The sequence below is a fragment of the Bradyrhizobium sp. USDA 4541 genome (assembly GCF_024171085.1).
In the GTDB taxonomy this organism is placed as follows: Bacteria; Pseudomonadota; Alphaproteobacteria; order Rhizobiales; family Xanthobacteraceae; genus Bradyrhizobium; species Bradyrhizobium australafricanum.
Window position 1 is genome coordinate 4266224 of the sequence record NZ_JALJZF010000001.1, and the last position, 12067, is coordinate 4278290.

The window sequence follows — 12067 nt, forward strand, 5'->3', positions numbered from 1 at the left end:
CTACTGTCACCGGTGCTCATCACGTCGACGACAAGCTTGCCCGTGCATGGATCGTGCTCGAAACGTCGCGCTGCGGGCCGGCTGCGTGCAGGTCGAAGCCCAAGCTGACGGCTGGTGGTACGCTGCGCTGCTACCGGAGCAGGCGCGCCATTCCATACCGACGCCGATTCGCCGGCTGCCCGTGACGGTCGAACTCTCCCGGGCCTGCTAGCAAGGGCGCGACGATTGCCGATGCTTGGAGGCCTATTGCATGATGCCGGCTGGGATCAAGGCGAACGCGGCTGTTGCGCGGCGCAGGGTGCCTGGCTCGAAACCGCCGCTGGCGAAAACTGGCTGACCGCCGGCGACGCCGCGCCTGCGTTCGATCCGATCGCGGCGCAAGGCCTGTTCAATGCGCTGTATCTCGGCCTTGCCGCTGCCGAGGCGGCAGATCGCTGGTTCGACGGAGAAGATGTGGCGCTCTCGGAATACGCGGCCGAGATCGATCGTTTCGGAACACTTATGTCAATCTCGCGCGGCTTTCTAGCTCCTCCGGCTAACGCCAGTGTCCGGTCAAAACGAAGGGCAGTTCAGCTACGCTTACGAACGACCGCTCGACTTTGTGTCGGGATTAGCTTACCGACGAACGCCGCTTCCGCATCCTGACCGTCGTCTATGATTGTACCCGTGAGTGCCTGGGTGGCCGATACCTCGCTCTCCGGCGTCCGTGTGGCGCGCGAACTGGACCGGGCTGATGATCGAGCGCCGCCCAACCGGGCAAATCCAATGGCAGGGGCGAACTCAGGACTGGATAAAACTTAGGCGCAAGGTCAACGGCTATTTGCAGTGCACTCGATGTCTTTGCGGCTGGGCAACCCATTAGGGAGATGCTCTCGAAATTGTTGAGCGGCTCGGATCGGAGTTGAGACGACTCGAGGCCAACCACCGCTCGAGAACCGACGCGATGCGTGGAAGTAGCGCGAGGCCCTGGGTAAAGATCGACATCCGCGTCCCGGTCGCGCTCGGCCTGCTCGAAATTTTTGCACGGAGCGCGGCTGCGCTGCAATGTCGCTCGACACGCAGCACTTTCGTATCCTGAATCTCTCTACTTACCTAGACTTGGGAATGTAAGTACGGTCGTAAGCGGGAGTATTGGTGCTGGTGTGAGTGCGGCGGAAAGTCATTCAAGCCTCCAGAGCTGGGCGATGGCAGCAAGGATTTCCGCTTGGCGTTTCTTCAGCGTAGCGACGGTCCACTCTTTTTCTTTCAGGACGTTGCTTGTGATCGCGAAGTTCGCAACACCCGCTTTCATCGCAAAATACTTTTCCTTCTTCTCCACGAAATCAAAGTTACTCGCCTGAGAGTTCTTACGGCGAGTGAGAAGGACCAGGTTGGCGAGCTTGTGAACCCAGCGCTCACGTTCGGAAGCGTCAGGGAAATCTTCCAGCCATTTGCTGCCGACAGAGGGGCTCTGCGGAAGCACATGCTCGACGGTAACGATCGGCTGATTGTAGACGGCGCTTCCGCCTGACAACAACTCGTCAAGCCGGAGCAGAAGCGGCAGTCGGATGCGCGTAACCCTGTAGATGTCGCCGTCGAGAGCTGCTCGGACAAAGTTCTTTTCGTCACCGCTCAACTGCAGAGACGACTCGGCCGCGAAGAGGTCGTCACCGGCCTGAATTGATCCGAGCAGTTTTCCGTAACGTCGTATGCGGTCGGAGGGATCGCTCCTCATGAGGAAGAGGCCGTAAGCGAGCCGCTCCAGGTCCGACAAGAAGCGGAGAATGAATTCAGGGTTCTCCCTTCGTCGCGCGATGACCTCGATCGCGGGAGGTTGCCAGTCAAAGTTATCAAGGCGGGACAGGTGCGCCAACTGACGGTTGATTTCATCCGCGTGCTTGAAGCTTGCGAAGCTCTTGTCGGTAATTTCTTCGTAAGCGTCGGCGTATGGTGATAGCTCCTTGTTGATGAAATTGGCGGGATCCTTTCGTGTCGGGACGAACTCCCGAAACTCGGCAATGAGAGTGCCCTGCATCTTCTGCTTTCGATGAATCATCCGGATGTGGCCGAAGAGCTCGGCAAATCGCGATCGGCCCAGTTCGTCCTCAATGTCCTCCCAAATGTTGGTGAAATTGTCTTGTTTGTCGACGGGTAGGGCGCCGATGATTTCGGCCTTGAGAATATCGGCGGGAGACAGATCCAACCCGCGTGAATTCAGGACTGAGAATATCCGGAAGGCGGATTCCTGGTCAGACGCGGCCACAATCACCAGATAGCAGCGCTGCGCGATGTACATCGTGAGCCGCCGCCGCCGCTCGTCCGACACATCCTTCAGCTTCTCGCGAAAAAATGCGGCGTTTTCGAGCATGCGGGCGCGGGCGTCCGAAAACTGCCGGGGATCGGGCAGGTTCTGGGTTTGCGAAGCGGTCTGGATCGTCGAGCGGAAGAACTCGGCATCGCGCTCTCTGGGGCTTAAGCGGAAGACGTCGGCAGTTTCCTTGATCGGATCGCCGGTTTGGCAAATGTAGTTATGAATTGCCTGCCCGATTTTTGCATCCGCCAGGTCCCGAAGGACGCAAAGGAGGATCGTTATCGTCGTAAGGCGCTGCTGGCCGTCCACGACGTCGGCTTCGGGCGCCAGAGGATCCTTGATCAGGACAATACTGCCGAGAAAGTACGGGCTCGCGTTAGCGACATCCCCCGTCTCGCCAGAAGCGGTCGTTATGTCGTCAAGGAGTTCGCTGGCTTGCTCGGTGGTCCAGGCATACGGGCGCTGGTATGATGGGATGCTGAAAAGGTACTTGTCGCAAAAGATGTCAAGTATCGGCTTCTCGTTTGCTTCGATCGTATGACGAATCATCTGTTCCCCTCGGTATTCCTTTCCCGGTTGCCGCCTCATCGCACCGGATACCGGGAAAGGATACTATTTTCGGTTGTGAATGAAAATCGCAATATACGCGCGGAGAGGCCGAACGAGCCGCAATAATGCAGTTTTGGGGAAAGTAACGAAGTAAAACTGCACGGGGTAAAAGGGAGAGTCGGCTACGCAACACTGTAGCGTCTACGCTGCAAACGCGCTTGACGGCAGGCGCAAGGTCAATACCGTCAGGGGCGGAGATGCTGAGATGTCAAACTCGCCAAGCCGGCTACGACCCGAACGCGACGAGATTGGCTGCCAAGTTGGACAAGCTCGAGGAGTGCCTTTGTGATTAAAGCGCAGACGATCTCAATCTGGAGAGACGAGGAGGCGGATGGTGGAATGCCATCTCAACAGCTCGTCAAGGCGCTTGCCGACGTCGCGAAATCCGGCGCCACCCGGCAACTGATCCGTAAGGGCGAAGATCGCAACGTTGAATGCGAACTGCGCGTTCCCCTCCTCCAGGATTGTTATGTGCATTCGGACGAACTGGGCCGCGTTCTGCGTACCGTCTGTCGCGCGGCGATAGAGGCCGGTCAGGCTGGAGATCACTTCATAATTGACCTGCACGTCGGCCCGGATTCTCTGCTTGTGGTGCAAGCAAAGCGTGCAAATCCGCAGCTGGAGCAACGCTCTCGGAATTAGGCAGGGCATCGCCCGACGCGCTTCGAGCCCAACTTCCCGTCCTATAGGCCGTGCATTGGATGCTGCCTCCACACGAGAGTAGCCCTGTGACGCAACAGAACCGCGTCAGGATAAGTTATGCGGTCGAGGAGGGCCCGCGGGGCGGATGGATCCTGCCAGATAGCAGAAAAGGCACCGCCACGTGGCGAATCTCAGCGGCTCGGCAAAGCATAGCGGGTAGTGTGGGAGAAAGCGCGAGGTAGCGAAAGGCGAGGCACTTCTCGGTTGGCGCGTTTACTCTTGGAGCTCCCAAGTAAGGGCTGTCGCGCGATAGACGGTTGGGGGTTTTAGATGCGACCGCCTCGCCCCGAGTGCCGGGCTGGTGCTGGGAGACACGCAATGGCTTGGCGACGAGCACATCATCCTCGAAGAGTGGCTGCAGGAGAACCATCCGGATCTCGGCTTCTGCACACAGCTCGCGCATCCTCTTTTAGCCCATTATCATCTACGCCTAACGCCCATCGATAGCGAGGCCCGACGCAGATTCCAGCCTTATTGATCGGAATGGTGACGACACAGCCGACTTCCTGTTTCTGCCAATGAACAGTGCCGATCATCCTGATCAACGCGGCGACCATTGGTCGCTGCTGTTCGTTGATCGCAGCGATCGGCAAAGGCCGGTCGCCTATCACTACGACTCCATCCGCGGATACAATCACGGCCGCGCGGCAAAGCTCGCAAAGCGGCTGGGGTCAGCCTAAACCCCGCCAACATGGCGCACCAGCAGAACAGCTATGATTGCTGCGGTGGACGGCACGCGAGCGCTGGTCCGACGATTGGCCCAAGGAGAGCGGCCAGAGAACGAGCCGCTGCACCTCGATGATCCCGTCGCCAATCGGCAGTCCCTCCAGGACCTACTTCGGGCTCACCCCAGCTTGGGCTGATGGAGCCGGTTGGAGCGGCTCTCCCGGACACTAGATCGTTGGCTCGCCTCAGCGACTGAATCAGGACCACACCTCGCTCCGCTTTTGCATCACGTCCGACGTGATGTCTGCGGGTAGGCGGCACTGCGGGCGCATAGAGTCGACAAACGCCCGAACGGTTGTCCGGCACCGTAGGAGCCTCGCTCGATCGAGATCTCCGAACCAGAGCTTGTCTGATTGGCGGCAGAGGCTACAGTACCGCTTCGGGCGTCGAGAGGAGGCCCGTAAGGGTACCGGTTTGGCAGGGGGGCAGGTGCTAAAGGACGCTATCCATGCGATCGGCGAAGCGTTGTTGGAAGTCCTCCAGCTTCCAGTCAACGTTGCGGCAGGGCTTCTTAAGTTTGCCGATGTGATGGGACTCGCGATCCCGAACCAAGCGAGGCCGTGGTCCGCGGTATTGGTTGCCGTCTTTATCATCGTACTTCCATTCTTGCTCGACAAGTGCCGGTCGAAGGCGTCTCGCATTATCTGCGCCTACGGTGTACTCTGCCTCCTGTTCATGTTTCTGCTGATCGGATTCAGCAGCCTTACGCTCTTTGCGCGGTTCGATGCCGCTGGACAGTTCGAAATAAAAACGATCCAGAACGTCTCTGACACTGAGGCCTTCCCACCCATCCGCTATGGCAACGAATCGTGCGACGCAAACGAAAATCACACGAACCGGGTCTGCACGACCAGGCTGCAGCAGTTTGCAACGGCTTCGGCAACTATCACCAGCGCCAACTGCGGTTCACGTGTTACCAATGTCCAGGTCGATCCGTCCGACAGCAGATGCATCATAGCCAATAGTCATCTGCAGGGATGCGGCTATGACCGGTTGCCCTTTGGCATCAACAACTGCAGAGGACGAGGCTGGATCGAGTTTACGATCAATGGGGCTGGATCGTCTTTGGTCGAGCATTCGTCGGGCCTCAAACCATTGGCTGGATCCCTTTCCGCCCGAGAACCTTTGGTCGTGGATACTGGCAATCCCCTTGGGCCTGCCAATCGGCTAGAGTTCAAAGTGGAAGTTCGGGATGGATCGAAAGTGGTCGCCGAACTCACGAACCGAAATCCATCCCAAGGTGATTTTGCTGCTTCGGTGAGGCCGGATGGCAAGTTGCAGATCAGCTACGGACGACGTCAGGCTACGATCGACGGCCCTCGTGGTTGATGGGCGTTGGATCGGGCGAGGTCGACGTCGTCGTGGCCCTCGTTGATCGAAAAGGGGCGAAACTTCTAGGACCCGCCCAAGACGTCGTCCAGGATAGCCTTCAGGCGAGCCGCTCCCTTCGTCATCGCGTCATCCAGGTCGCCTTTAACCGCGTCGGCATATCCGGCGTCGATTTCGACGGCATGACCTGGGTCGTTGTGGTCGGGCGTCCCGGGCGGGAGAAGCGCGTAAGCTTTGATGCCAACTGCATGCGTTTCGTTTGCCCAAGCTGCGATACGAGCTTGGTCGTACGGCGGGGCCTCCGCCGACGGTAGCGGATTTGCATCGAGAGCGTCCACGTAGCTTCCCCAGGAATAGGCCTGCAGATCGATCAAAGAATCGTCCCACATGCTGTGAAACGTCGACGAGCGCGTGTACGCTTTCCCGTCGGAACACTTCGCACGCAGGACCACGTTCAACTTGTTGCCTCCCTGGTCGTCGTTCCGTTCGCTTGCGTGCAGCGGTTGTTCCAGATCGGCCGTCAAATGGACAACGAGCTTCAAGGCGCGCACCCTGTCTTCCTTCGGAAGCGTTCCGTCCTTCAGGATCGAAATCGCCGCCGGCAGCCCTTCGACGATGCACGTTCCTTGATGGTTCGATTCCTTGCAGTCGACGGCGGCGTCATAAGTCGAACGCGCGACATCAATGTCAACGAAGTGCCACCGATAGGTGCCTTTGCCTTCGGCCGTGAATTTGAAGTCGTCGGCCCAGTTCGAAAGAGCAGCTAAGGACGTGTCGCCGATGAGCTCCTTGAGCTTCGCTTGGGTGGCCGGGTTCAAGTGGCGCTGCGCGAACTCGGCGATCACGGAATGTCCAAGTTGCCCCCAGGCAAGGCAAGGTGAGGTACCGGCGAGAAACGCCGCCGAGCAAACGAAAAACATGCCTTTGCGTGATTGCACGGGTCATCTCCGATTTCTAAGAGCGATTCGCTACGCCCGGTTCATTCGCAGCGTTGCGATACTTAACGGCTCGGCGGCCAATGCGAAGTTCAGGTTGCGTCGGGACGCATCGACGTGTCCCTTTAGGCTGTCGACGATCTCGTCGTGATCCACCGTGAACTTGAGCTTGGCTCCGAGACAATCTTCGACCGCCTTCTTGTTCTTGATCGTACCCATCAAGCCGAGCGACAACAATTTCGGCAGCGCGACATCGACCTTCAAGCCGACCGTGGTCGCGCTCTCGTCGCCAAGGACGGCGTCTCTTGCCCAATATCCTTCGCGGTCGAAGAAGATCATGGGTGTCACCTGGTCGACTGTCGGCGCGTAGTAGTTGCGTTCGACATCCTGGAAGATTTCGCGCATGGTGCCTCCACCCCCGCGGCCGTAGATGATTCCGGCGCGCGAGTTGTTGATCAACGCATCCTCTCTGAGGCTGTTTTGGAAGTACTTCGCGTAGTGGGTTGCGAAAGGCATCGTCGGCTCCGCTCCGTACAGCCAGGTGGGGATAGCCAGGCTGATCGGAAGCGTAGAGGTGCTGAAGATCTCACGTCGAGCGCCACCTTCAGCCACTTGCGTGCATATTCTACGGCTGACACTTTGGCTTCCTTGATGGTTCCGTCACCCTCGAAAATCCCGTCCAGCCGTGGAGCTTCGGCAGCTTCCGCCAGGGCCTTCACGGCTTCCTGAAGCTGGCGTTCGCTCTCGAACGAAGAGAATGCGACGCCCAGATGCGCAGCCTCCATCACGCCGGGGCCACCTCCGGTGACGAGCAGGAAGCCGTCATGAGCAAGCCGGTAGGTCAACTTGGCAATGTCCGCATACGCCGGCGAAGTCCGGGAAACGCTGTGCCCACCCATGACACCTACCAATGGTCGCTGCAGATTCATCAAGAGCTGCCGAAGCGCGTCTGCGATGCCTGCGTCATGTTCGGCCTGGGCTCTTCGGATGTCGATCGACGACGGAACGGGGCCACCATCCGCGACGTATTGCCGAAAGATCGAGAAGTCCTTGGTGAGGGTGTAGCCCATCTGGTCCCAGGGATTAAAGCCGGTCAGCAGATCATCGGCCGTATAGAGGTGCTCTCGGTACGATCTTTGTCATTCGTCGAAATCCAATCGTCTGCTGGGGGAAGTCGTGACCGTTCACTGCTGACCGGAAGACCTCGGAAACTCGGTGCTCATTCGCAGAAATATTCCCGCTGAAGGGTCCGCCTGGTGCCCGGCTTGTAGAAGTCCCCGACCCAGTCTCCTGTCGTGTCCAGGAAAGAAATCTTGTTGAGCTCTTCCTTGCTCTTGCCTGCCGCCCAAGAGCGGAAGGACAGATGGTTATATATTCTCATGAATTCGCCGAGGTAGATGTCGACGACACGGCCGTCTCCTCGGATCACCAGCATGTTTTCGTCGTTTTGATTGGTGGAAGCCGTACTGAAGTTCGCGGAGCCCGCAACGACCCATGGATCGTCCCCGAGAGGATCCACGAGCATGAACTTCGTATGGATGTACTCGACGTTTTCGCTGAAGGGATTCTTGCGCTCCTCGAGCCAGTCGTCGAAGGCATTTAGCGAGAACCATTTCGGCGGACCGACGACGATCTGATTCGACCGCACCGCTCGAATTTGACTCAGGATAGCGGGGGCATCTGCTCCCTGTCCCGGCTTCTCCAGAAGAATGTACCTCACCACCTCGGTGTCGGTCATGAGCAGATCGACGAACGGCGCGGGAACGCCGAATGCTCCCGTGAGGAAGGCGGCCTGCCTAGCCTTGGCCATCAGGTCGACGTACCAGTCGAGCGCCTTGAGATTCGATCTGGGACTGAAAACGGCGACCGTCGCTCCAGAGCCGACTGTCGTGGGGGCCGGGCTCTTGTCCACGTTCTTCGGCTTGATATCCCGAGCCTCCGGATCGTCGGAAAGATCGGTCCAATACTCGAGGTATTGCGAGGCAATAGCCGTATCGCGGACGACGTGACCGGCGTTGAGGTGACCGAATATGCCGTTCGTCGTGACGTTGGTTGATCCCGTCCATACCTCGATCGGCGCGCCGTTCTTCAACAGGACGATGAATTTGTTGTGGGCTATGTAGCTCGGGTTGGCTGTTCGGGGGATGCACAGTGACTTAATCAGCTCGGCCTTGATTGCCTCTTCGTTGCGCTTTCTCGGCCCCTTCGGATTGCTCTTTGCGTCATAGATGATCTTGACGTCGGCGCCGGCCGCATCCGCGTTGTGAAACGCGTCGAGAACGTCAGGATATTGGAATTCGTAGATGGCAGCTCTGAGCGCGAAGCTCGGATCTTTTGCCTTGCCTATGAACTCGATGAGGGCCTCGTGAAGGCCGCGCGACAGCCATTGGTATGCTTCGGGACCGACTTCATCGGGATCGCGGTTTTCGAACCGCTGCGCGTACGCCTGCGATGCGATGGCGCCGCGGTTGAAGAACACGTCGTGGGTCTCGGCTGCATCATGCGCTTCCGTCTTCACTTGAAGCTCGACGAATTCGGTTTCTTTCGGTGCATCCGGAGTGCCGCGGATCGCGACCACCTTGTAGACGTAGTCGTGAGAGCCCTTGGCGGTGAAATCCGCCCAGAGGAAGGACTGTATCGGATGCTTGTTCGTCGGCACGCCTTTCCCGGGCGGGAGGCCTGGGTCCAAGATCTTAAAGCGTTTTTGGCCTTCGAGCCAATACGCTTCGTTTTCCGTCACGTCGGTTCGGTGGAAGCCGAAGCCGAGCAAATCTTCGGTCTCGCTCTTGTCCATGTTGACGCCGATCGTCACGACATGAATTCCCGCGATGGCCCTCGCCCGCATCGAGTGGGGGGAGGCTGCGCGCCCGTTCGCTCGCATGCTACCGAACTCCTTTGCTGAAATTCTGCTGGACTTGGCCGGATCGTCTACGGCTTCACGGTCAGGCTGCGAAATTGCTGAGATTTGCGTTGTGCGTCTTTGCACTCGGTCCCGTCCACTTCAACGGTGCCGTCGTCGCTGAGGATCTGCACTTCCTCGGTATTTGGGATCGCGAACAATGCCTCGGGGTTCAAGCCCGACAGGTCGACGTTTGGCACAATCGCCGGGTCGTCCGCCGATTTGCCTGACCAACGGTAAAGGTCGAAGCTGCCCTTGCCGTCGATAGGACCGGCCACGATGAGGTAAGATGTGCCAATACGCTCGAAGCTGCGTATGCCTCGACCGCCGAGTTTGATTTCGATGGGCTCGCCAAGCTTGGTAGGTGCGCCGGTTATTACTTCGTCCGGATTGTCGATCGAGACCACCAGAGCATTGTCGCCGGGAAGAGGATTGCGGAATCCAACCAGCAGTCTGCCGTCCGCCGTGGCCGCCAAGCCCTCTATATTGAGCGCTCCTTTCGTTTTGGGGGGCTTCGTTGCGGCCTCCGCCAACCCGTATTTGGCAAATCGTGGATCCGCTGCGAGGTCCTCGACGAGCTTCGAATAGGGTTTGCCTACGGCGCGCACGGTGGGGACGGTAGCCGTCACCAGTTCGGACGCGAACAGTCTTCGCCGACGGTCTTGAACCTTTCCGTCCTTGTTGGTCCCGTGCGACGAGATCCAGAAGATTCTGTTTCCAATGGCTGCGGCCCCTTCGAGGTCGGACTCCTTGTCGGGTTCTGTATCGAGGAAGGACGACAAATCGACTTGAGCAACGGAGTCTGGTTGGTCCCGCTTATAGATACGCATGACGTTCAGTTCGTCGTCCGCCACCACGAAATGATCCTTGTCGAGTGCCACAGCCGCGGAAGCATCGCACATGCCGCGATAGAGGGTCGCTGGTTCGGCGTCGGCCAGCTCCGCCAGCACGGTGAGAGCGAGGACGAGCGTGACGACTAGCGAACTCCTCATGTGACCTCTCCCGGATAGCTCTCGAATTCACTTCAGTAATGTCGACGGGTGCCGTGGCCGGTTGCGGTCTTTCGAATGCGTTTCTGGGACCGACGGCCAACTTGGAGCGCTCGGACGAGAGGGCCGGGCTTCGTTAGCATTTTTGGATTATCGCGGGAGGATGTTCGCTTGGTGCGATCGATCCGGTGAACGTTGGCTGCGTCTTCGCGCCGAAGATCCCGCCGGTTCGGACTTTGTGCTGCACGGGCCGTTGAAAACATGCGTCATCCTCCCGAAACGGGAGCCGTTCAATGAATAGAAAATCGGAAGTTGGTACAATTTTTAATTGAGCTCATCCTACACGTGTAAAGGCCGCGGTCAAGTTCGATCGCTCTGCCGCTCTTACGCAGGCAAACGGATAGCGTCGTTCGCGGAGAGGCTTCGACCATCGGCCTCGCTTCGGCCGACTCGTGACGTAGGTGCAGGGAAGGGCTGCGGGCGTATGGCCGGCCGCGCTGATTTGGCGCATGCGCCGAACGCCCCGCACAGGCGGCACCGATCAAACGTCGTAGACATAGGCATTGCGTCGGAAGGAGGATGATCGCATGGTGCAGCAGTTCGCTGACGTGCTCGGTATCAATCGCGATTGGCTCTACTATCTAGCGGGGGCGATTTCCTGAGGAGGTTCGAGTACGAAACCTCACAAAAAAAGAAGTGACCGACCCGATGCTTGCTTTCCGAGGCGGGCCGCCGAAAGGAAGGACTCGGCGATAGGGTGCGATACGTCCGGACAAGATTGGCAGGTTTTCCCAGCGCCGCACTTCAAGCCGCAGGAGCTTGAGCGGGAGTGCGAGAGCATCGTTGCCGGCATTCTGAGGGAGCGCCGTGGGGAGATCAGCTATCCTATTACTACCGATGAATTAACGGTGCTGATCGAGCGCGATACGGGAGTCCCTCGATCAATTCGCCGATCTTTCGGAGTACGGTCCCAATGTCGAAAAGCGCCGCTCGGCCAACTAATAGATCTTAGTCCACAGCGCGTTACGGGAGACGGTGTCGTGTGCGAGCCGTCTCAACTGCTTCCAAGATCTGCTCCCGTACACCAGGACTGCCCGGTATTCCTCTCGGGACCTGAACATTGGCCAGAAACCAGCGCGCTATTTCGATGCCTTCCGCGGCGTAGACTGGGTCATCACTTGCCAGACGGATCGAGTATCCGACGGATGATGACTGGATTGCTGGATGCAGTTCCTTCCGGCATCGGCCGATGTGCGATGTCCCGAGGTGCGAAGGGTAGGTTGAGGTTGAGTGCGGCCTGACGCAACGGCGTATCTTCGCGCGTGTCGATCAGATTATCGAGTGGCATACCCATTCGACCGTAGTAGTCGGGCTGGAGGGTGAGAATCTCGCGATGTGTGAGGGTCGGTAGATCAGGTTCGTCGCCCGTAAATACCCTGCCGTCGAGCTCGCAGACGAGCCGACGGATCGCGAACACCATGGCGTCGAGCATGTGGAGGTCCTGCGTGCTCGTAACATAGCCATAGATGGCGTAACGATTGTCCGCGTTCCCGTTGTCCAGAAGATGCGCCATGAATTCTTCGGCGGA

The 12067-nt window shown here is 58.5% G+C and carries 13 protein-coding genes and 1 pseudogene; 7 read left to right on the top strand and 7 right to left on the bottom strand.

Annotation, left to right across the window (positions count from 1 at the left end):
- The first annotated feature begins 46 nt into the window (after positions 1-46).
- The 3 genes and pseudogenes from J2R80_RS19995 to J2R80_RS20005 form a co-directional block, all read left to right on the top strand.
- Complete coding sequence (locus J2R80_RS19995) at positions 47-211, top strand: hypothetical protein (RefSeq protein WP_253639247.1); 165 nt, start codon at positions 47-49, stop codon at positions 209-211.
- Positions 212-246: 35 nt separating this feature from the next.
- Positions 247-645: an NAD(P)/FAD-dependent oxidoreductase gene (locus J2R80_RS20000; RefSeq protein ID WP_253641117.1), complete on the top strand. Its 399-nt coding sequence runs from the start codon at positions 247-249 to the stop codon at positions 643-645.
- Positions 615-729: pseudogene (locus tag J2R80_RS20005) on the top strand (IS3 family transposase); the annotation flags it as partial. The gene J2R80_RS20000 and the pseudogene J2R80_RS20005, both read left to right, overlap by 31 nt.
- A 430-nt stretch (positions 730-1159) precedes the next feature.
- On the opposite strand, the gene J2R80_RS20010 reads toward J2R80_RS20005, so the two are convergent.
- The gene (locus J2R80_RS20010; protein WP_253639248.1) at positions 1160-2839 is read right to left on the bottom strand and encodes a DUF262 domain-containing protein; all 1680 of its coding nucleotides are present in this window, start codon (positions 2837-2839) and stop codon (positions 1160-1162) included.
- Between the two features lie 345 nt (positions 2840-3184).
- Here J2R80_RS20010 and J2R80_RS20015 point away from each other — a divergent pair, with 345 nt between their 5' ends.
- From J2R80_RS20015 to J2R80_RS20025, 3 genes are all read left to right on the top strand, one after another.
- On the top strand, positions 3185-3541 hold the full coding sequence (locus J2R80_RS20015; RefSeq protein ID WP_253639249.1) for a hypothetical protein: 357 nt from the start codon (positions 3185-3187) through the stop codon (positions 3539-3541).
- A 578-nt stretch (positions 3542-4119) separates the two neighbouring features.
- The gene (locus J2R80_RS20020) at positions 4120-4281 is read left to right on the top strand and encodes a hypothetical protein (RefSeq protein ID WP_253639250.1); all 162 of its coding nucleotides are present in this window, start codon (positions 4120-4122) and stop codon (positions 4279-4281) included.
- 391 nt (positions 4282-4672) lie between these two features.
- Positions 4673-5656 carry a hypothetical protein gene (locus J2R80_RS20025; protein WP_253639251.1) on the top strand — a complete coding sequence of 328 codons (984 nt, stop codon included), beginning with the start codon at positions 4673-4675 and terminating at the stop codon, positions 5654-5656.
- 65 nt (positions 5657-5721) lie between these two features.
- On the opposite strand, the gene J2R80_RS20030 is transcribed toward J2R80_RS20025, so the two are convergent.
- The 3 genes from J2R80_RS20030 to J2R80_RS43740 are packed head-to-tail and all read right to left on the bottom strand — an operon-like array spanning position 5722 to position 7520.
- Complete coding sequence (locus tag J2R80_RS20030) at positions 5722-6594, bottom strand: S1/P1 nuclease (RefSeq protein ID WP_253639252.1); 873 nt, start codon at positions 6592-6594, stop codon at positions 5722-5724.
- Between the two features lie 30 nt (positions 6595-6624).
- Positions 6625-6996, bottom strand: coding sequence for a hypothetical protein (locus J2R80_RS43735; protein WP_375162598.1), 372 nt, complete (start codon positions 6994-6996; stop codon positions 6625-6627).
- Positions 6997-7046: 50 nt separating this feature from the next.
- Complete coding sequence (locus J2R80_RS43740) at positions 7047-7520, bottom strand: hypothetical protein (protein WP_375162653.1); 474 nt, start codon at positions 7518-7520, stop codon at positions 7047-7049.
- On the opposite strand from J2R80_RS43740, the gene J2R80_RS20040 reads away from it, so the two are divergent.
- Complete coding sequence (locus tag J2R80_RS20040; RefSeq protein ID WP_253639254.1) at positions 7416-7835, top strand: hypothetical protein; 420 nt, start codon at positions 7416-7418, stop codon at positions 7833-7835. The two genes, J2R80_RS43740 and J2R80_RS20040, sit on opposite strands and share 105 nt — an antisense overlap.
- On the opposite strand, the gene J2R80_RS20045 is transcribed toward J2R80_RS20040, so the two are convergent.
- The 3 genes from J2R80_RS20045 to J2R80_RS20055 all read right to left on the bottom strand — a co-directional run bounded on the left by J2R80_RS20045 (position 7811) and on the right by J2R80_RS20055 (position 12052).
- Positions 7811-9403: a phospholipase D-like domain-containing protein gene (locus tag J2R80_RS20045; RefSeq protein ID WP_253639255.1), complete on the bottom strand. Its 1593-nt coding sequence runs from the start codon at positions 9401-9403 to the stop codon at positions 7811-7813. The two genes, J2R80_RS20040 and J2R80_RS20045, sit on opposite strands and share 25 nt — an antisense overlap.
- A gap of 116 nt (positions 9404-9519) precedes the next feature.
- Entirely contained in the window at positions 9520-10482 is a 963-nt protein-coding gene (locus tag J2R80_RS20050) for a DUF3616 domain-containing protein (protein WP_253639256.1), read from the bottom strand.
- Positions 10483-11653: 1171 nt separating this feature from the next.
- A complete protein-coding gene (locus tag J2R80_RS20055; RefSeq protein WP_253639257.1) occupies positions 11654-12052 on the bottom strand; it encodes a hypothetical protein in 399 nt (132 codons plus the stop codon).
- Between the last annotated feature and the right edge of the window lie 15 nt (positions 12053-12067).